This window comes from Blastopirellula sp. J2-11 (genome assembly GCF_024584705.1).
Classification (GTDB): Bacteria; Planctomycetota; Planctomycetia; order Pirellulales; family Pirellulaceae; genus Blastopirellula.
This window is the reverse complement of sequence record NZ_CP097384.1, coordinates 4330143-4349850: the sequence shown is the minus strand read 5'-3', so window position 1 is coordinate 4349850 and position 19708 is coordinate 4330143. Positions and strand designations below refer to the sequence as shown.

General features: G+C 56.5%; 16 protein-coding genes. 3 read left to right on the top strand and 13 right to left on the bottom strand.

The genetic code is table 11. The features are described 5' to 3' along the window. Positions 1-241 precede the first annotated feature (241 nt). The 7 genes from M4951_RS17195 to M4951_RS17165 form a co-directional block, all read right to left on the bottom strand. On the bottom strand, positions 242-1726 hold the full coding sequence (locus M4951_RS17195) for a hypothetical protein (RefSeq protein WP_262022878.1): 1485 nt from the start codon (positions 1724-1726) through the stop codon (positions 242-244). Between the two features lie 48 nt (positions 1727-1774). After that, positions 1775-2776, bottom strand: a complete 1002-nt coding sequence (locus M4951_RS17190; RefSeq protein WP_262022877.1) for a YybH family protein — start codon at positions 2774-2776, stop codon at positions 1775-1777. A 412-nt stretch (positions 2777-3188) separates the two neighbouring features. Beyond that, the gene (locus M4951_RS17185; protein WP_262022876.1) at positions 3189-4607 is read right to left on the bottom strand and encodes a hypothetical protein; all 1419 of its coding nucleotides are present in this window, start codon (positions 4605-4607) and stop codon (positions 3189-3191) included. 518 nt (positions 4608-5125) lie between these two features. After that, complete coding sequence (locus M4951_RS17180; RefSeq protein ID WP_262022875.1) at positions 5126-5773, bottom strand: class I SAM-dependent methyltransferase; 648 nt, start codon at positions 5771-5773, stop codon at positions 5126-5128. A 77-nt stretch (positions 5774-5850) separates the two neighbouring features. Further along, positions 5851-6978, bottom strand: coding sequence for a cyclic dehypoxanthinyl futalosine synthase (gene mqnC / locus M4951_RS17175; RefSeq protein ID WP_262022874.1), 1128 nt, complete (start codon positions 6976-6978; stop codon positions 5851-5853). Continuing rightward, positions 6959-7771, bottom strand: coding sequence for a menaquinone biosynthetic enzyme MqnA/MqnD family protein (locus M4951_RS17170; RefSeq protein WP_262022873.1), 813 nt, complete (start codon positions 7769-7771; stop codon positions 6959-6961). Before M4951_RS17170 ends, mqnC begins: the two co-directional genes overlap by 20 nt. Positions 7772-7942: 171 nt before the next feature. Next, positions 7943-8548 carry a hypothetical protein gene (locus tag M4951_RS17165; protein ID WP_262022872.1) on the bottom strand — a complete coding sequence of 202 codons (606 nt, stop codon included), beginning with the start codon at positions 8546-8548 and terminating at the stop codon, positions 7943-7945. Between the two features lie 239 nt (positions 8549-8787). Here M4951_RS17165 and M4951_RS17160 point away from each other — a divergent pair, with 239 nt between their 5' ends. Beyond that, positions 8788-9483, top strand: a complete 696-nt coding sequence (locus tag M4951_RS17160; RefSeq protein WP_262022871.1) for a zinc-ribbon domain-containing protein — start codon at positions 8788-8790, stop codon at positions 9481-9483. A 198-nt stretch (positions 9484-9681) separates the two neighbouring features. Here the strand turns inward: M4951_RS17160 and M4951_RS17155 are convergent, their stop codons facing one another. From M4951_RS17155 to M4951_RS17135, 5 genes are all read right to left on the bottom strand, one after another. Next, positions 9682-9945, bottom strand: a complete 264-nt coding sequence (locus M4951_RS17155) for a BON domain-containing protein (protein WP_262022870.1) — start codon at positions 9943-9945, stop codon at positions 9682-9684. A 360-nt stretch (positions 9946-10305) separates the two neighbouring features. Further along, on the bottom strand, positions 10306-10833 hold the full coding sequence (locus M4951_RS17150; RefSeq protein ID WP_262022869.1) for a hypothetical protein: 528 nt from the start codon (positions 10831-10833) through the stop codon (positions 10306-10308). 57 nt (positions 10834-10890) lie between these two features. Further along, positions 10891-12477, bottom strand: a complete 1587-nt coding sequence (gene pckA, locus M4951_RS17145; RefSeq protein ID WP_262022868.1) for a phosphoenolpyruvate carboxykinase (ATP) — start codon at positions 12475-12477, stop codon at positions 10891-10893. Between the two features lie 177 nt (positions 12478-12654). After that, complete coding sequence (locus tag M4951_RS17140) at positions 12655-14127, bottom strand: DUF1501 domain-containing protein (protein WP_262022867.1); 1473 nt, start codon at positions 14125-14127, stop codon at positions 12655-12657. 69 nt (positions 14128-14196) lie between these two features. Continuing rightward, positions 14197-16605, bottom strand: a complete 2409-nt coding sequence (locus M4951_RS17135; RefSeq protein ID WP_262022866.1) for a PSD1 and planctomycete cytochrome C domain-containing protein — start codon at positions 16603-16605, stop codon at positions 14197-14199. A 334-nt stretch (positions 16606-16939) separates the two neighbouring features. On the opposite strand from M4951_RS17135, the gene M4951_RS17130 reads away from it, so the two are divergent. Both M4951_RS17130 and M4951_RS17125 read left to right on the top strand, forming a co-directional pair. Next, positions 16940-18112: a xylose operon transcription regulator XylR gene (locus M4951_RS17130; RefSeq protein ID WP_262022865.1), complete on the top strand. Its 1173-nt coding sequence runs from the start codon at positions 16940-16942 to the stop codon at positions 18110-18112. Between the two features lie 199 nt (positions 18113-18311). Continuing rightward, complete coding sequence (locus tag M4951_RS17125; protein WP_262022864.1) at positions 18312-19067, top strand: ThuA domain-containing protein; 756 nt, start codon at positions 18312-18314, stop codon at positions 19065-19067. On the opposite strand, the gene purN is transcribed toward M4951_RS17125, so the two are convergent. Beyond that, positions 19064-19705, bottom strand: a complete 642-nt coding sequence (gene purN / locus M4951_RS17120; RefSeq protein ID WP_262022863.1) for a phosphoribosylglycinamide formyltransferase — start codon at positions 19703-19705, stop codon at positions 19064-19066. The two genes, M4951_RS17125 and purN, sit on opposite strands and share 4 nt — an antisense overlap. Between the last annotated feature and the right edge of the window lie 3 nt (positions 19706-19708).

The following is a 19708-nucleotide window of genomic DNA, read 5'->3' as shown; positions in this document are numbered from 1 at the left end:
TCCGAGGTGATGTGGAGAGAATTCTAGATCGCTTTTGCGCAGCCGCCAAGTCATCGCAAGGTGAATCGACGCTGGGAGTCGTTTATTGGGAATGGAGACGTAACAAGAGGCCCGAAAGCGGAGCGGCGTGAGATTGAAATGGAAGCGCTGTTGGTGACATTCGCGTCTATAGCGCGCAAAAAAAATCTGGCGACATCCCAAGATGTCGCCAGATTTGGTAGGGACGCCAAGAGGATCGCCGCTATTTTGTCGTGGTGTCGGCGTCAGGATCAGGCATTTGAACCATCAGCCACGTTTCGGTTTTCTCTTCCCCATAGTGAACGAGGGCGGTTGATTCCTCTTTGGTGAGGTTGTAGATCCCGGTTTCCATCACGACATCGGTATTCTTACCGTCGGCGAATTTCCAGGCCGCTCGCTGCGTCTTTTGATCGACCATGCCTTGCAGGGGGCGCCCTGAGTCGGTGATGTCGTTGTAGAACGTACCAGCGATGATCCCGTCTTTGCTAACGGCCAACTGGATCAACATGCCGGTATCGGCGGCGTTTTCTTCGCAAATCGCAAACACTCCCAGCGGCATCCACTCGATCTTTTCGGGATCGGCGTCCTGCGGAATGCTTTCCGCGATCGTATCGGCTTGTTGATAGTACTGATCGGTTGACGCGTATTGCTGATCGTTTACATAAACGTAGTTGTCACGATAAACGACGTTCGTTCCATAGTCGTACGTATACGGTTGCGGCCAAGACCAAGCGAACCAGGTTCCCATCGTGGCCCAAGCACAGGGATGCCAACACCAGTTGCCGGGATAACGATTCCAACCTGCTTGCCAACGCCAGGCAGGGTTATTGTGGAAACGATTGTTATTCCAGTAATTGTTGTCGAAGGGACGATTGTTGACATTCGTCCACTTGTTGCGCATCGAGTTGACGTTGTTCTGACGGTTGTTGATCCCAATCTTGTTGCCAGCGTTGATATTGATGTCGCCGGTATTGATGCGATCGCCGCCGCCAATCTTTGTACGATCACCGATATTGGTTTTGTCACCCACATTCACGCGGTCGCCGATGTTCGGACGGTCGCCGATGTTCGGACGGTCGCCAATGTTCGGACGGTCGCCGATGTTCGGACGGTCGCCAATGTTCGGACGGTCGCCAATGTTCGGACGGTCGCCAATGTTTGGACGGTCGCCAATGTTCGGACGGTCGCCGGTCCCTGGTAAGTCCAGGAAGTTTTTCAAATCATCGCCGGAGGGGCGATTGCCGGCGTTGGGACGATTGCCCGACAAGCCTGGCCGAGCGCCGTCTCCGCCGGGACGATTCAGGTTCGGGCGATTGGAGAAATCGGGTTTCGAGAAATTCGGTCGATTGCCATCACCGCCAGGACGATTCAGGTTCGGCCGGTTGGAAAGATCTGGCTTAGATATATTTGGCTTGGAGATGTTGGGGCGATTGCCGCCCGAGGCGATATTGGGTTTGGAAATGTTGGGTCTTGAAGTGGTCGGTCGGCTGGGCGTTGGTCGGCTCATCGACGGAGTTCGTGCTGGCGCACTTGGTCGTGAGATTCCACCTCCACCGCTGGGACGCGAGATTCCGCCGCCTCCGCTGGGTCGTGAGATCGAACGTCCGCCGCCACCGCCGCCAGCGCGACCGCCGCGTGCCCAGACTTCGGTTACCGAGAAAGAGAGCAGCACCGCAATCGCGAGACTTATGTAAAGTTTGTAGGTCATCGAATGGATTCCTGTTTTCTGCATGAATGGAAGGGGCAGGCCGGAGATTTACTCAACGGAAACGCGCACCACGGTGGTTGGCTCAATACTGGGCATCAGCTCGCCATCGACCTGGCGACCAACCGATTGAAACTGCAAACTATTTTCGTCGACAATTTCGTAGATGCTGGTCGAAGATCCGCGCCGGCCGTCGGGAAGGACATTCAGCGATTGCACCGTCCAGCGATTTCCCTGGTTGGTCCAGCGACCCGCGCCGAATCCGCCATCCGAGTCAAAGGTCCAAGAGCGAATGGTCTGGGCGTAAGGATCCCAGCCAATGATTTGGGTGCCTTCAAAATCGACGCGATCTCCGATCGAGACCTTGAACGATTGCGTGATAAAATTTCGATTCTTCGTCCATTGGACGTTCGATTCGATCGAAGAGGTTTCATCGGCGTCGATCCAGCGTCCGACCAACCACTCCAATTCCTGCAAGTGTGCGTAGTTGCTGGGTGGAAGAGGCGGCGGCGCTTGTTCGCTGACGCGGTCGATCTTCCAGCCTTCCGTCGTTTTCACATGCACCGCTTCGTACATCGTATCGCTCGGCTCTTGATCAGGAACGATCACACGAGCGACGCCCACTTCGGATGCGACGCTGGGAGAGACCAGCGTGATTTGCGTTTCGAGCAGCTCAATCTTCGCCTCTTGGTTGGCGGAGAAGTAGGCGGCGAAGTCTTCCTGAAGCGCCTTACGACCTTGCAGGATGTCGCCAGCCGGCGTGGCGAATTCCCCTTCTGGTGTCCAATGCGCCGCCAACGCTTCCGCGTCGCCCTTGTTGAACGCGATCACATACGACTGGATCGCCGCTGCGATCGCAGTTTCGGCTTCACTTGGGGGAGCGGCCTGTTCGGTTTCGGCCTCTTCGGTGGTTGCTTTCTCCGGCGGTTTTTCAGGCTTTGCTTCTACGACCTTCGGCTTGGCCGGTTGGGCGGCGCTGGGCGCCGTAACTTGAGCACAAGCGGGGGCGGTAAACAGCAGCAGCGCAATCAAAGAACGTGCGGTTGTAGTCATGAATGCACCTCCATTCCATATCGTATTTTGTCAGACGAGATTGCACGTCCATGTGCATGACGGGGAATAGGCCACACCAGCAGAGGATTGGTCTTTCCCCGGCGTTGGTTGCTCCTTGGCTTTCCTTAAGGATACCGAATCAAATTGCGCAGAGTGAGAAAATACGGTCTGAAGTTTGCAAAGATTTGCGAACGTTTCTTTGATCCAACATGGTGCATCGGCGCCACATCAAGAGCGAGTTGTCCAAAGCGATCAATGCCGAGCGCCACGTCGTCGCAATGGAGCTCATTGACCAGATCGTCGGAATTGATGGTCGATGAGCGAAACTTGCCGCCGAATGAATAAGAAAGTTCGGCTCTGGCAATTTGGCAGACGTCTACTTTGCCCTATAGGCAGAACTGAAAAAACAAAATTATTTCGGCAGGCCAGGGCCGATCGTGTCAGTAAAGTCGTTGGGACGTACTTTGGTGTTCGGTGCTTCTAACAGCGTCGCCATTGCGGTGGTGAGGACTTGCTCGGCGTCGAGCGAAACGTTGGTCGCCCCTTCGCTGGTTTCGTAGCCTCCTTGCCAATAGGCGACGCGGGTGCCGATATAAAACGGTCCATAGTCTCCATAAGCGGCCATCAACACATTTTTATCGGGTCGCATTTGCTGCGCCGCCAATTGGTATTCGACAAACAACTCTCCCGGCAGAAACAGAATCCGCGTATCCGCGATGCTTAGGCAGCCGATGTTCAGCTTTTCGCCTGCTTGCAGGCTGTTGAAATAAGAGAGCTTGTCGGCGGCATGCACGCGCTGTGCCGCCGGCGTCTTGTGGTCAGCGACCGTCGCGGCCAGCGCCTCGCCATCCAAGTGAGGCGCCGCCGGAAGTTGAACGCCGACGCTCTTCCAGGCAACATCGCTGGCGCTGATCGGCTGCTTCGCTTGCGACTCCCAAGCTTGTCGCATGCTGTCAGCAACTCGATCGGCCAGCACTTGACGATTGGCGTGGGATCCGTCGTTGAACTTTCCGGCGCCGATGTTTCCGCCAGCGCCATTGAAATGCAGATGAAAGACGCCGGTCTCCTTCTGTCGCTGATCGCGGGCCATACCGGGAAAGTCGGGATTGGCGCCGCCGGTCCGATAGTAACTTTGCGGATGGGTCGCGTAGGTCGTAATCACCGCCAGCGGTTTATCGCCGTTATAGAAAGCGACCAGACGCAACATCGGATCGATCACGCCGACCGGCAGGTTGCGGATCTTGGGATCAGCGCAGGCCGTATAGCGAGTGATGGCTACTTTGCCGGCTGCGTCCAGCATGCGACGGTTTGACGCGACGTCGTGAACTTCGGCGGCGGCGATCGAGAGGCTAGATACGGGACTCGCCTGCTTGATGGAATCGGCCGCGGCGCTGGCCGCTCGGTCGATCACGTCGTGCAAGAACGGGACGTCGTAATGTTGTTTCTCGGCGTCGTACTTCGCCAACAGCGCGGCGGCGCCCAAATCGCAGCGCGGCGCATCATGCTGATGCAGCGTATGTACGGCGACGTGGTCGCTGGTCGTACCGACGGCCGTGGCCAGCTTTTGCCGGAACAAGCGATTCGAATCATTGCCAATTCCTAACCAGTCGACGGTGCAAAGGACGATCGGTTTTTCGGCGCCCAACAAAATAACGCCGCGACAACTGAGCGGCCAAGTAATTTCCTTGGTCGGAACATAGGCCAGCGGCGCTCCGATCTGGGGAGAAGCGTCGACCTCGAATGTCGCCAGACGCAGTTCGGCGGCGGATAAGCTAGAGAGAAGCAGCGAACAGATTGGGACGAGAAAGAGTGCACGTAGCGGCGACTTCATCGAGATTCTCCAAGCAGGGGGAGCGAAGTAGGCGGGAGCGGGAATGGTTAAACGAGATGCGATGTCTCGTGATATCGCGGGCAATCCCAGTTATCGATTATCGACGAGCGATTTGCAACAAGAATTCCTGCAACCCTATCGTCTTCGTAGCCCGCTGCGCGAGGTTTTGAGGTTGCGCTATTTGGCCGAACGGATTCCGGTTGGCCCGGATAGCTCCGCTATCGGGGCCGACGAAGTCGGTAAGAGGCGTCGAGCCGCGGTCGGATTTACTTCGGTGGTCGCCATACCGTTGGAAATGGCGAAAAGACCCTGAACTGCTTACGGGGAACCAATGCCTCTTACGGCTGCGCCGCCCCGATAGCGGAGCTATCGCGGCCAACCAGGGAAATAGCGCAACCTCAAAAAATGCCCGCGAGGGAAAATCGCTCGGCAATTCGGATACGGCTCAAAGTAGCCAAACGCAGTCGCTCGCGCCTCTGGCTAGTGTTCGCTTGGTTCGAAAAATCGCAACTTCAAAACTATGAAGAAACTGCAGCGTCGGCTGGTTTCTTGCCGACCAGCAGCGCCATCTCGCGCCATTTCCAGTAGCAATCGACCTCTTCATAGCCGATTTCGCGTAGCCAGTTCAGTTGCGTTCCGGCATCGAGCAATTGGTTCGAAGGATCGTCTTCTTCCAGCGGGATATGCAGTTCGCTTAAGAATCGCTCGTGCATTGCGACGGTGGGCGAAGCGACATGCTCGAGATTGCAGAAGACGCCGCCGGGACGCAGTTGTGCAAATACTTCTTCATAGATCGCCCGCTTCCGCGCGTCGCTACAGTGATGGATCGCGAAGCTGGAGATGATGGCGTCAAAAACGCCGATCTGCGGCAATGGCTCATCGAGACTCCACTCGATCAATTCGACGCGGGGATCCTCACCAAAGCGAAGCTGGGCTTGCTCAAGCATCGTCGCAGAAAAGTCGACGCCAACGCCGCTGGCTTCTGGAAATCTCTCTAGCACTAGTCCCAACAGATGTCCGGCGCCGCAGCCGAGATCCAGTACGCGGCGACAGTCGCCCGGCAACTCGGCCAGCAGCGTCTCATCTCCCATTTGACGCTGCGTTTGACGTTTGGCGCGCCGCAGATAGGCGAGCGAATGCTCTGGCTTGGTCCACTCGTTGGTCATGCTTGCTCCACGCGTGCCGGGCAAATTTTTCAACTCACAGCGGAAGGAGCCCCAAGCGATCGTAAAGGTTCGCTCTCCTACACCAACTGCAGCAATTGCTGATCGCGCAGGCGATTCGCGTTGACCGCTTTCAGCTCGTGTTCGACCGGGATCAAGTCGTAATGGACGTTGCGTTGGCGCGGCGTATAGCCCAACTCGCTGATTGAATCTCGGATTTGATCGAGCGTTAGGTAGTGGACGGTGCCGGCTTCGGCGACGACGTTTTCTTCGATCATCAAACTGCCCATGTCGTTGGCGCCGTACAGCAGCGCCAGCTGACCCATTTTCAGGCCTTGGGTGACCCAGCTCGATTGGATGTTTGGAATGTTGTCGAGATAGAGCCGCGCGACGGCCTGGGTTTTGAGATACTCAAACGAACCGGCCGGCGCAACGTCGGACATGTCGGTATGGTCCGGCTGGAAGGTCCAGCAGATAAACGCAGTGAACCCGGCGGTTTCGTCCTGCAGCTGACGGAGGCGATCGAGATGCTCGATTCGCTCGGCCAACGTCTCGACATGGCCGAACATCATGGTCGCCGAGCTGTGCCCCCCCAGTTGATGCCAGACGCGCATCACGTCGAGCCAATCGTCGGTCATCACTTTGCCGCGGGTGATCTCGTCGCGGACGCGATCGACCAAGATCTCGGCGCCGCCGCCGGGCAAGCTGCCGAGACCGGCCGCTTTCAAACGCGAGAGAACCTCGTGCAGCGATAGCTTGTTGAGCTTGGTGAAGTGATAGATCTCGGGCGGGCTGAACGCGTGCATGTTGACCGTCGGGAAGCGGCGTTTCAGGTCAGACAGCATTTCTTCGTACCACTCGAGGGTGAACTTCGGATGAAGTCCCCCTTGCAGCAAGATTTGCTCGCCGCCTAGTTCAACCGTCTCCTGCACTTTGGCGATCAATTGTTCTTGCGAGAGGACGTATCCCTCGTCGCTCTTCGGTCCGCGATAGAAGGCGCAGAAATCGCAGACCGCCGTGCAGACGTTGGTGTAGTTGATATTGCGATCGATGTTGTAGGTGCGGAAGTTCTCAGGATGCAGACGGCGCGTCACGGCGTCGGCGGCGCGACCCAGCGCGACCAGGTCGTGCGACTCGAGCAGCTGCAAACCTTCGGCCGGGGTCAAACGTTCTCCAGCGACCGCTTTCTCAAGTAGCTTTGCAATCATGTCGCGTCCATCGATCGTTCGGCGGCGCCAGCCCTCGCTGCACCGCATGTGCGTGAAACAGGGCCAGACCGCTCTCTTCGTCGGACCCTAAGATAAAGTGTAGGTTGTCTCGCAAGTATGTTAAGCACTGCTGCGTGGTCAGGCGATGCTGGGGAGCTTCGGCGGCGGCGATTTCCGCCAAGTTCTCCAGGCCTGCGTCTCTTGCGGCTGACAATGCCGCCGCGATTTGCGGAGTGTCAAAACCGGGTCGCGCCACCCAAGCGGCGAACACAAACGGCTTGCCTGACCAGGCGCGCCACTCTTGGCCCAGGTCCCAAACTTCGACGAATTGCTCGTCCGGCGTATGAATCGCTCGATCGCCGATAATCAGCACCGCGTCGGCGTCGACCGAGTCAAACGGACTGTCGATCGGCAGCGGCATTGTTTGCGGTTTTAGGCCGTAGCGTTCAGAAAGCAGGACCTTGGACAACGCGGCGCTGGTTCGCGAGCCCTCGTCTAGGGCGAGCGTCTCGACTTGAGCCGGCGGCTTGCGGAAAAAAAGCTTCACGCTCCAGACCGGGCCGCGGCAAGCGATACAGGCATCTGACACGATCGCGTAGCTTGGGTCTTGGAAAAATTCGACCGAAGGAATCAGCGCCACATCCAAGTCACCGTCGGCCAGCTGATCGGCCAGTCGGCTTGGCAGGTCAAAGACGAGCTCGATATCGGAGTGAGCGGCGGCCAGTCCGTGAACCAGCGGCTTGGTATTCAAATAGGAAACCGCGCCGACGCGGATTGTCGAATCTGCCTGCATCTGTTTCCTGTGCTTGTCCCAATGGTGGCGTTGCAGTGGTCGCGTCGCTCGTGCCCAGCCAACGGCTGCCATTTTACTGTGGCGAGCGAGATTCGCCCAGGAGTGAATCGCGGCGCAACATACAACCTGTTAAGGGGTTAACCGCACTAATCGCCGCCGATTAACGGCGTCTTAGCTGGTTAAATCGGTTGGCAGCTCTTTGATGCCGCTGACCACGATCCGGCAGACGGACTGCCAAGGGACGATTTGAATCGTGTATTCACCCGATTTGGGGCTACGCGCGAAAAAGCCGAATTCGGCGGTCGAACGGGAGGGAGAGAAGTACTCTGGCACAAAGATCTCTCCTTCCGGCAGGTGAAGTTCGACGGTTGCGCCAGGGCGGCGAAGGCTCCAAAGGCGGAGAAACTCCTGAAAAAGACGCCCATACCCGCTGAAAGCGATGCTGGGAGAGGAACCGCGCGAGGCACTCGGTCCTAAGACGTTGGATAATCCTCCTTCGTCCTTCTGGGCCGCATCACCAGGGCCCGACTCAAAGATGCCGCTGCGGCTAGGACCAATCAATTTGTGGGCCGATGCAGAAACATCGACCGAAGAGTCGAGCGGCGACGCATCGTGTCCGGCGGGGTGGATTTCGTCATCGACATCGATCACCGGAACCCGGAATTTCACGTTACAATGGGGGCATTGGCCCGCTTGTCCCTGCAGTCGCCGCGGCGCATGCAGCTTGTGCCCATTGGGGCAGAGAAAGACCAGATCTTTTTCTTTAGAAGCCGACACGAAGACCTCATCCCTAACAATGTCGCCAGCGCATCACGACCAACTGGAAGTCGCTTATTCTAGTTTAGTAGCAAACGTAAGTAACGCAAATTTAGGAAGATCCGGCATGACTTTACCTCGTCTTCGCTTTTGGGCTGCGGCTGAAATTCTTTACCGCCTCATTGCTTGACGAGACTGCCGACTTCGCCAAACTAGACGCAGCGAATCTCCTGCTTTTCTCGACCGGAATATCTTCCCTCATGAACAAAATACGCGTTACTTGTCCCCATTGCCTAAAACGGTATGACGTCAGCGACAAATTTGCGGGCAAAGAGGGCCCCTGTCCGAACTGCAAAAAGACGATTCGCGTTCCCACGCTCGATGAGCAAGTCGTCATACATGAGAAAGAACAGTTCGGCGGCGTGAAAGATACGGCCGGACGGCTCGTCTTTGAGCCGATCAAACGCGAAGACGCGAAGTTCTCTCCGGTCGCATTGGCGATCGTTCTGGTCTCGGCGATCCTGGTGCTGGGGATCGCATTTCTGATGCGGGGGATGGATGACGCGGCGAAAACGCCGATCTTGGTAATCGGTTCACTAGCGTTGGCGTTTCCTGTGGTCTATGGCGCCTATTGGTTTACCCGCAATGATGAACTCGAAGCGTTTCACGGCAGCGAGCTATGGATTCGCGTTTCATTATGTGCGGTCGCGTTCGCCGCGATCTGGGGGCTGTATGCCCTGGTGATTCCGTTCGCCCGAATTTCGCCCGATGAGTTTCCCGTTCTCTTAATGTGGGTTTCCATCTGTTTGGCGGCCGGATCGTGTGCCGCAATGGGATGTTTTGAAGTCGATTTCATCCTTGGGTTTATGATCTATGCGACGTACTTGTTGATCACTGCCACGCTGCGAATGGCGATGGCTTTGCAGCCCCACTATCCGCATTGGTGGATCTGGTAATTCCACAGATGGAGAGAGGGGGATCGGGACGTAAGAGATCTCCACCCACCGCAGGCGGCTAATGGAACTTTAGAGACACGCCCAACGAGAGATCAATCGCCGGTTTTAGAGTGACGAGAGTCTCCAAGAAATAAAATAGGCTGGATGCATTTGCAGGTATACATCCAGCCTAACGCGACAGCCCAATGGGGCGACTTATCAGGCTGCCGGTTGTACGGGATCGAGCACGACGATACGGTTGCGCACCTTCTGTACTCCAGGGACGTGCTGCGCCACGGCGTGCGCTGCCTGACGCAGATAAAGCGAATTGGTCGAGCCGCGTAATGTGATCTCGTCGGCGGTCGAGGCTTCGCACGAGATTTGATTAAGATCGGGATATCCGAGCAGTTCCAACGCATGACGAACGCGGTTCGCCAATTCGAGGCAACGATCCGCAGCCGACATCAATGGCATCGCAGGCATGACAATCTCCAGAACCAAATAACCTTGAGGGGACGACAAGTGATTGAGCCGCTGGGCAATGCGGACTCTGTCAGGCAGTTCGGCTGCGAAGGTGGTGGGAATCCGAACTCTGACCAAATGAGGAACCAAGCTTCTGGCGTTCTATCTCACGCGACTAGACAGCACCTGCTGTGCCAGATTCCTACTATCTGTTGGGCTTTTTCAAAAATGGCTTTGCGCCCGAAGAAAAGCGAAAGTTTGAACACGCGGCCCCATTTATATGACGCGTTCTGAATCGGTATTGGCAGCTCAATGATGAACGCCTAATAACCAGCGCGGATGCCTGTCAACCAATCCGCTGATGGTCTGACGATCTTGGCCTTATTCCACGTTATCGGTTTCCGTACCTTCCTCTAACATTTTCATCTCTTCATCGCCGGGTTGATTCTCTACTTTGGTTGCTGGTTTTTCTTGGAAGTAAGCTTCGATTCTTTCGTCCACTTGTCGCCCTAATGCCGCGGCAGCATTTTCGACCGGATTGTAGATGGTTTGGCGAAAATTCGCGATTTCACTTTCGACCATATTCACAGTCCGGTCGACTTGATAGGCAGTCCAGGCAACGCTGACCATACTGACCAATGTGAGAAACACGCTAACAATCATGCACCATTTTACGACCTCCAGTGAACGCCCCATTTTACGACGTTGTTTGCGTCGTTGCTTCGCTTTACGCTGTCGGCGCATATTACGCTCTTTCGCGCTGGAATCGGCTTGTTGACGCTCAACAACGCGCTGGACAATTTTTTCGATCTCCGCCATGTCGGGCGATTCGTTGGTACTCATATCAAGACGAACCGCAAGATCTATGCCGTCAGATAAATTTGTGCCGATGTTTTGCTGGCGGCGCATGAAAAAGCCACCAGCAATGCGGCGGCGTGTTCATGTTCGTTCTGGCTTAAATCGCGGTTAGCCCTTAGGGCCGGCATTCAGCACCGCTGGGCTGACGCCGCCTGCATATTTCTCGAAGTTGGCGATAAAGAGCCCCGCCAGTTTTTTCGCCGCTTGCTCGTAGGCGGCGGCGTCGGGCCAACTGGTTTTGGGGACTAAGAGCTCACTTGGTACGCCGGGAACTTCGGTGACGGTCTCCACGCCAAAATAAGGATCGGTCGCCGTCTTACAGTCGCTGAGGACGCCTCCATGGATCGCATCAATAATTGCGCGTGTGTACTTCAGCTTGAAGCGCGATCCGACGCCGTAACCTCCGCCTGCCCAGCCGGTGTTGACCAGCCAAACCTTGGCGTTGTGCTTCGCCATTTTCTCGGCCAACAACTCGGCGTACTTGCCGGGATGCCAAACCAAAAACGGTCCGCCAAAACAGGGGCTGAACGTCGCTTGCGGTTCGTTCACGCCCATTTCGGTCCCGGCGACCTTGGCGGTGTAGCCGCTGATGAAGTGATACATCGCTTGTGCTGGCGATAGGCGACTGACCGGCGGCAAGACGCCAAACGCGTCGCAGGTCAAAAAGATCACATCGTCCGGGTGACCAGCGATGCAGGGAATCTTGGCGTTGCGAATGAATTCGATCGGGTACGCGCCGCGCGTATTTTGCGTGATGCTGGTATTGCTAAAGTCGACGTGGTGGTCGTCTTCATCGTAGACCACGTTTTCGAGCACGGCGCCAAATCGAAGCGCCTGGAAGATCTCCGGCTCGGAGTCGGGCGCCAGATCGATCGCTTTGGCGTAGCAGCCTCCTTCAATATTGAAGATGCCGTCATCTGACCAGCAATGTTCGTCGTCGCCGATCAACAAACGCTTGGGATCGGCAGAGAGGGTCGTTTTGCCGGTCCCAGAGAGCCCAAACATCACCGAGCTATGTCCCGATTGCGGATCGGTCGTCGAAGAACAATGCATCGACAGTACGCCGAGTTTCGGCATGTAGTAGTTCATCATAGTGAAGACGCCCTTTTTCATCTCACCGGCGTATTCGGTTCCCAGGATCACCATCTCCCGCTTTTCTAGATTGACGTCCACGCTGGTCTTGGAGGTCATCCCCGGCGTGTGTTGATTCGCGGGGAATTGTCCCGCGTTGTAGATAATGACTTCGGGATCACCGAAATTGGCCAGCTCTTCTTGCGTCGGACGAATCAACATCGTGTGCATGAAGAGCGCGTGGTACGGACGCGAGCAGATAACGCGGACTTTCAGCCGATATTTGGGATCCCAGCCGGCGAACGCATCGACCACGTACAGCGCTTTTCGTGTGTTGAGATAATCTTTGGCTCGCTCGAGATTGATGATGTAGGTCGCTTCGTCAATGTTGATATTGACCGATCCCCACCAGATTTCGTGTTCCGATTCGTCCGCTCGAACGATCCGTTTGTCGGTGGGGGATCGCCCTGTTTTTTCGCCGGAATAGGCGATCAATGCGCCGGAGTCGGCGATCGCCGCTTTTTCGTCAACGCGAATCGCTTCTTCATACAGCCGCGAAGGGGCCAGATTGCGGCGTACGTCCGCGACGGTTATGCCATAGGGAGTTAGATCCATTGCGCCCATCGTCTTGCCTCCTGAATCGAAAGTCGTTCCACCCGAGTTGCGAGCTCGATTCTAGCATTCCTGCCACCCATGCAGGGAGAGGAGTCGGTGGGAGGCAAGCTGTTACGATTGGCGAATGCAAAAAAAAGCTGGCTTGTGGGCCAGCTCTGTGCATATCGTTGGAAGGGGACTGCGGTTCTAGATGATCTCGTGAATCGGTTCGACATGTTCGACGCCGGTCAGTTTTTGATCCAGTCCGCTGTAGAAGTAGCTGAGATGATTGGGATCGAGTCCCAGTTGATGCAGCACCGTCGCGTGCATGTCTTTCACCTTCAGGGGACGTTCGACCGCTTCGGCGCCTAGCTCGTCGGTTGCGCCAACCGTCGTTCCCCCTTTGATACCGCCGCCGGCCATCCACATGGTGAAGCCGTACGAGTTATGATCGCGGCCGGTTCCCTCCGCATATTCGGCCGTCGGTTGACGACCAAACTCGCCCCCCCAGATCACTAGCGTGTCATCCAGCAGACCGGTTCGCTTCAGGTCTTTCAGCAACCCGGCGATCGGCTTGTCAGTACGGCCTGCATGGTAGGTGTGGTTTTTCACCAGGTCGCCGTGCGCGTCCCAGTTGGCGTCGTTGTGGTGACCGCCGGAGTAGAGTTGCACGAAGCGAACGCCTCGTTGCACCAAGCGGCGCGCCATCAAGCAGCGACGGCCAAACTCTTCGGTCTGCGGATCGTCCATACCGTACAGCTTGATCGTATCTTCGGTTTCGTCGGCGAAGTCGACCGCTTCCGGCGCCGACTCTTGCATCTTGTAGGCCAACTCGTAGCTGGCGATCCGCGCCGCGAGGTCCGAATTATCGAAGCGCGACGCCAAGTGGCGATCGTTCGAGTCTTTTAGCGTATCGAGAATGTCCCGCTGCATTTCACGCGTGATCCCTTGCGGCGGTTTGAGGTCGATGATCGGCGCTCCTTTGGAACGGAAGATCGAACCTTGATAGGTCGCCGGCATGAACCCGCTCGACCAGTTTTTGGCGCCGCTGATCGGACCGCCGGTCGGATCGAGCATGACGACATGCCCCGGCAAGTTTTCGTTCACGCTGCCGAGTCCGTAGTTGACCCACGAACCCATGCAAGGGAAGCCGCTCAAAATGCGACCAGAGTTCATGTTCAACATGGCCGAGCCGTGGATCGGCGATTCGGCCGTCATCGACTTCAAAAAGGCGATGTCGTCCACGCAGCTTCCCAGATGGGGAAACAGATCCGAAACCATCTGGCCCGATTCGCCGTAAGGTTTGAATTTCCATTTAGGACCAACAACGCGTCCTTCGTTTTTGGCGCCGCCGCGGCCTTTGGTTTTTACCGGGATCGTCTTGCCGTCGAGCGGATAGAGATCGGGCTTGTAGTCGAACGTATCGACATGACTGGGGCCGCCGTACATGAAGAGGAAAATGACGTTCTTCGCTTTGGCCGGAAAGTGAGGAGCCTTCGCCGCCAGCGGGTTCTGGAAGGTTTTTTCGCCTTCCGACGCTTTGGCCTGATCGGCCATAAAGCCATCTTTCGCCAGCATCGCCGTCAGCGCGAGCCCGGTGAACTTGCCTCCGGTTTCCCAAAGGAATTCGCGTCGAGTTCGTCCGCAAAAGTCGCCGTGAGGAAGGTTGTTGTGGGCCATCTTATTTCTCTCCATTTCTGCAAAGTGGAACCGGCGATCGAAACAATCGCCGCCGCAACTGCAGTTTGGTTAGTCGATAAAAATGAATTCGTTCAAGTTCAGCACCATCAAGCAATAGAGATCGAGCGCTCGATCATCGCTGAGCGTGTGCTTCTCTTTTAGTTTGGCGATCAGCTCTTCGCCTGATTGGATGTCGGCCTCGGTCGCGTCGCGTCCCAGTCCTTTCTCGATCGACAAGACGATCTGCTGACGCAAGTCGCCGGGCGCTTCTTTGCGAAGCAAGTCGCCAAACTCTTTCGCCTGTTCATTCAGAAAGTCGCCGTTGAGCATGCCGAGCGCTTGGGCTGGCTGCGTCGTCGCGAAACGTTCAGGACAAAGCGCATCGGTTTCGGGGAAGTCGTAATTCGCCAACATCGGCGGAATGAGCGAGCGTTTGACGAAGATGTAAATCGCACGACGATTTCGCTCTTCTTCCGACGAATTATGCCAACCGGCGCCGGGTTGCGACTGCCCTGCTTTGACTTCGTCGGAAACTTTTGGATAGTAACTGGGGCCAAACATCTTGTCGTTCAGCGAACCGTTGGCGACCAACAGCGAATCGTAAATCTCTTCGGCCGACAGACGACGCATGTCGTGACGCCACAGCAGATTGTTCGCTGGATCTTTCGCTAACGCTTGCTCGGAACCTGCGGACGACATTTGATACGTATTGGACATCATGATCAGCTTATGCAGCTGTTTCATGCTCCAGCCGCTGGCCACAAACTGCTCGGCCAGCCAATCCAACAACTTGGGATGGGTCGGCTGCGAACCAAGCTGACCAAAGTTGTCGGTCGAAGCGACGATGCCGCGACCAAAGTGATGTTGCCACAAGCGATTGACCATCACACGCGACGTCAGCATATTGTCGTCGGATGCGATCCACTTGGCCAGCGCTAAGCGACGCCCTGACGTTTTTCCACCGGCAGGCGGAATGATCACCGGTTCGGGGGCTTCAAAAATATCAGGAAAGCCCAGCTTCACCTCATCTCCTGGAACGTGCGGATTACCGCGCATCATCAAGTGCGTCTCCGGCGGCGGATTCAACGCTTTGTTGATGGCCATCGCGAACTGGCGCTGAGGAAGCTGTTTCTGCTCAGTGCGGGCTTCTCGTAATTGCTGTCGCAGTTCTTCATAGAGCTTGCTCTGCTCCGGTAGAAACTCGCCGATTCGCTTCTCCAGTTCACGGCGTTTTTTCGGATTGCGAGCTTCGTTGCGCTCTCCTTCCGGCAATTTGTCGACGACCTGGCGATAGATCTCGTCGAGCTCGCCTTGCAGGCGGCCGATTCTTTCATCCGCTTCATCATGAAGTTTGCGAATATCATCCGAGGTGATTTCTCGCCGACTGTTCGAGATGTCGCCGCGCTTGCCATACGGGGCGACGTCTCGCATGAACGCGACCATTTCGTAGTAGTCGGTCTGCGGGATCGGGTCGATCTTATGGTCATGGCAGCGAGCGCAATTGATCGTCAGCCCAAGCATCGCTTTACCGGTCGTGTTGACCAGGTCGTCGTAATGATCGAACTCGTGTTGCAGCGGATCGGCCGGCTCATCATCCCACACGCCCAAGCGATAGTATCCGGTTGCGATGATAGACTCAGGCGTCGGGTTCGGAATCTCGTCCCCCGCTAATTGCTCGATCAAAAATTGGTCGTATGGTTTGTCAACGTTGAACGAGCGGATCACATAGTCGCGATACTTCCAGGCGTCGGGCTTATCGCCGTCGCGCTCGAAGCTATTGGTTTCGGCGAAGCGCACCAGGTCGAGCCAGTGACGTCCCCAGCGTTCGCCGTATTGCGGCGAAGCAAGCAGACGATCGACCAGATTCTCATAGGCTTGCGGCGACTCGTCGGCGGCGAACGCTTCGATCTCGTCGTAGGTCGGCGGCAGACCGGTCAGGTCGTAATAGGCACGGCGGATCAACGTCCGGCGATCGGCGCTCGGATTCGGCTGCAAGCCGTTGGTTTCCAGTCGCTTTAGCACAAAGTTATCGATCGGATTGGCGACCAACTCTTGGTGCTGCACCTCGGGAGGCGTTTGCGGCTCCGGCTTTTCAAACGCCCAATGCTTTTTCCATTTCGCACCTTCGCTGATCCATTGACGTAGCAACGCAATTTCTTCCGACTTCAGCGGCTTACCTTCCGGCGGCATTCGTTCGAACTCGTCGGTCGAGACAACGCGGCGCAGCAGCTCACTTTCGTCCGGTTCGCCCGGCACGATCGCAGCCATGCCAGAATCGGCTTCGGCCAGTGCGCCTTCGCGCGTATCAATATGTAGTCCCGATTCAACGTCGCCTGGACCATGGCACGAGTAGCATCGTTTGGCTAACAGCGGCTGAATGTCGCGTGCATAGTCGACTTCTTCCTGGGCGAAGCTTGCGGTGCAGATCGCAAACAGACAGGCTAAGGGGAAGACAAGTTGGGTGTTAAAACGACTCAATTCGAGACTCCACGATCGTCGGACAGGACGCATTCAAGGCAGGATGGTGTCTGGCGGCAGGAACGAAATCATCAGAAAAGGAAAATGAACGATTTCATATCGTCTAATTCTTTCTCTTTGCGGGGCTAGTTTCAATGAGTTTTCGGAACGGGGAATTGAGAAGTTTTGCAGGCTCAGACCGCTGAGTGGAACAGAAAACTTAAAAAAACGGCAAAATCCACCCCAAAAACAGGTTCACACTGTCGTTATTGGATTGCGTATGCCAGCGGACGTGGGTCATAATTGGTAAATTGGGAAAGCCGCCCTCTTTCACTCTTGAGAACTGTTACGCTCCATGCAACGTCGTCGCGTTATGTTGATTGTTGAAACGTCGCTGGTCTACGGGCGCGAGGTTTTACGGGGAATTAATCGATACGTCGTGGCGAATGAGCCTTGGTCGATCTATGTCGACCTGCGTGAGTTGGTCGTCAGGCCCCCCGCATGGTTGGAGAAATGGGAGGGAGATGGCATCATCACGCGGTCAACCACGCCCAGTCTTGCTGAGAAACTTCGCGCTTTGAAGATCCCAACAGTGGATCTGACCGACATCTACGGCAGTCAGGGATTACCGCAGATCGGCACGAATCACGAAGCGGTTGGCAAAATGGGGGCGCAACACCTTCTGGAGAGGGGGTTTCGCCATTTTGCTTTCTGCGGATTTACCGGACATAACTGGTCGTCACGTCGTCAGGAGGGGTTCAAGACGGTTGTCACCAAAGCAGGGTTCGACTTTCACCAGTACCAATCTCCTTGGGATACGACGACCGCACTGACCTGGGATGAGCAGCAAAGCCAGATCGTCCGTTGGTTGGAATCGCTGCCGCGACCGGCCGGCATCATGGCTTGTAACGACATGCGTGGTCAGCACGTCCTGGACGCGTGTCGACGCATCGGCGTCGCCGTGCCGGAAGAAATCGCAGTGATCGGCGTCGACAATGACGAGTTGGTTTGCGATCTCTGTGATCCGCCGCTGTCGAGCATCATGCCTAACCCACAGCGAATCGGCTATGAAGCGGCGTCGATGTTGGATGCGCTGATGCGGGGCGAACAGCCGAAGCAGATGAACAAACTGATCGAACCGATCGGCGTCGTCACGCGGCAATCGACCGACGTGCTGGCGATCGATGACCCCTTGGTCGCGTCGGCGGTTAAATACATTCGCCAGCACGCGTGCGATGGGATCTCGGTTGAGGAAGTTCTGAAACAGGTCCCTGTTTCCCGCAGCATTCTGGAACGCCGTTTCCGCAAGTACATCGGCCGTTCGCCGCAATCCGAGATTCGCGCCGTGCAACTGAAACGGGTCCGTCAACTGTTGCGTGAAACCGATTTGCCGCTAGAACGCATCGCTACGCTCGCGGGGTACGATCATCCCGAATACATGAGCGTCGTCTTCAAACGAGAACTCGGGCAAACGCCGGGTCAGTATCGAACGCAAAACGTCAAAGGGGCGTCGCGGCGTTTTCGATAATGTGCGATTACTAGCCCGCCAGCGCGAGCGAGGGAATAGAGTTGGCGATCCTAACACGGATTGAAGTGGCGAGCCGTATTCCCTCGCTGGCGCTGGCGGGCTAGTGTTCGATGGATTCGAAATAGCGCAATTTCAAAACTCGTGCTGGCGGGTTAGTGTTTGGATATTTTCGTGCCGGAACAACCGAGGAGAATCACGCATGACGAGCCAACCACTGCGCATCACCATCTGGAATGAGTTCGTCCACGAGCGGGAAGATCCGGTGGTCGGCAAGCTCTATCCCGACGGCATTCATGGAGCGATCGCCGCGGCGCTGCGGGAAAAGTTGGGAGACGCCGCCGAGGTTAGTACCGCGACGCAGGATCAGCCCGAGCATGGTCTCTCGGCCGAGAAGCTGGCCGCGACCGATGTGCTCTATTGGTGGGGACATGCGGCGCACAACGATGTCAGCGATGAAGTAGTCGATCGCGTGCAACAGCGCGTGCTGGAAGGAATGGGGCTCATCGTGCTGCACTCGGCGCACGACTCCAAAATCTTCAAGCGTTTGCTCGGAACGCGGTGTAGTTTACGCTGGCGCGAAGTGGGAGAACGGGAGCGGCTTTGGATCACCGCGCCGGGACATCCGCTCGTCAGCGGGCTGCCGAACGAATATATCGAGTTGCCTCGGGCCGAGATGTACGGCGAATACTTCGACATCCCGCAGCCGGACGACGTGATCTTTATCAGCTGGTTCGAAGGGGGCGAAGTCTTTCGCAGCGGATGCACGTTTACCCGCGGCGCCGGCAAGATTTTCTACTTTCGCCCTGGTCACGAAACGTACCCGATCTACTACGATCCCCACATCCAGCAAGTGTTGGCCAACGCGGCCCAGTGGGCCAGACCCAGCGGCGTGACCTATGTCGGAGAGTGCCGCAATCCGCAAGAGTCGCTCAGTCCGATCGAGCGGCGCGACTAGCGAATGGTAACGCGGCGACCGTCGATCGTCACGCGGCCGGCGGCGAACGCCTGAAGGACTTGCGGGTAGAGTTCGCATTCGACTTCAAACACTCGTGCAGCGAGCGAAGCGGCGTCGTCATCCGGCAGCACCGGAATCGACTGCTGCGCGACCACTGGGCCGTGGTCGTAATGATTGTCGACCAGGTGAACGGTGCAGCCGCTCACTTTGACGCCGTAATCGAGCGCCGCTTGATGTACTTTGGCGCCGTAAAAACCGGCGCCGCAGAACGACGGCACCAAGGACGGGTGGATGTTGATCACGCGATTTTCAAAATCGTCCGGGATCAACACATGCTTTAAGAACCCGCCCATCACGATCAAATCAACCTCGGCGGCGCGACACGCGTCGAACACCGTCGTGCTGAACGACTCGGTCGAGTCGTGCGAGTTCCAGTCGACAATCGTCGAAGGAATATCGGCATCGGTTGCGTATTGCAAACCTTTCGCTTTCGCGGTGCTCGCAACGACCACAGTAATCTTGATCCAGAGCTGATCGACGGCGATCTTCTCGATCAGATTGCGCAACGTCGTGCCGCCGCCAGAGATCAGCACGGCGACGCGCAGCGGATTTTCAGCGGAATGAGTCGAACCGTTCATGCG

Excerpts from the sequence above, each read along its gene's own strand:
- M4951_RS17195 (WP_262022878.1), bottom strand. The coding sequence starts at position 1,726 with ATGACCTACAAACTTTACATAAGTCTCGCGATTGCGGTGCTGCTCTCT.
- M4951_RS17190 (WP_262022877.1), bottom strand. The coding sequence starts at position 2,776 with ATGACTACAACCGCACGTTCTTTGATTGCGCTGCTGCTGTTTACCGCC.
- M4951_RS17185 (WP_262022876.1), bottom strand. The coding sequence starts at position 4,607 with ATGAAGTCGCCGCTACGTGCACTCTTTCTCGTCCCAATCTGTTCGCTG.
- M4951_RS17180 (WP_262022875.1), bottom strand. The coding sequence starts at position 5,773 with ATGACCAACGAGTGGACCAAGCCAGAGCATTCGCTCGCCTATCTGCGG.
- mqnC (WP_262022874.1), bottom strand. The coding sequence starts at position 6,978 with ATGATTGCAAAGCTACTTGAGAAAGCGGTCGCTGGAGAACGTTTGACC.
- M4951_RS17170 (WP_262022873.1), bottom strand. The coding sequence starts at position 7,771 with ATGCAGGCAGATTCGACAATCCGCGTCGGCGCGGTTTCCTATTTGAAT.
- M4951_RS17160 (WP_262022871.1), top strand. The coding sequence starts at position 8,788 with ATGAACAAAATACGCGTTACTTGTCCCCATTGCCTAAAACGGTATGAC.
- M4951_RS17155 (WP_262022870.1), bottom strand. The coding sequence starts at position 9,945 with ATGCCTGCGATGCCATTGATGTCGGCTGCGGATCGTTGCCTCGAATTG.
- M4951_RS17150 (WP_262022869.1), bottom strand. The coding sequence starts at position 10,833 with ATGCGCCGCCAGCAAAACATCGGCACAAATTTATCTGACGGCATAGAT.
- pckA (WP_262022868.1), bottom strand. The coding sequence starts at position 12,477 with ATGGGCGCAATGGATCTAACTCCCTATGGCATAACCGTCGCGGACGTA.
- M4951_RS17140 (WP_262022867.1), bottom strand. The coding sequence starts at position 14,127 with ATGGCCCACAACAACCTTCCTCACGGCGACTTTTGCGGACGAACTCGA.
- M4951_RS17130 (WP_262022865.1), top strand. The coding sequence starts at position 16,940 with ATGCAACGTCGTCGCGTTATGTTGATTGTTGAAACGTCGCTGGTCTAC.
- M4951_RS17125 (WP_262022864.1), top strand. The coding sequence starts at position 18,312 with ATGACGAGCCAACCACTGCGCATCACCATCTGGAATGAGTTCGTCCAC.
- purN (WP_262022863.1), bottom strand. The coding sequence starts at position 19,705 with ATGAACGGTTCGACTCATTCCGCTGAAAATCCGCTGCGCGTCGCCGTG.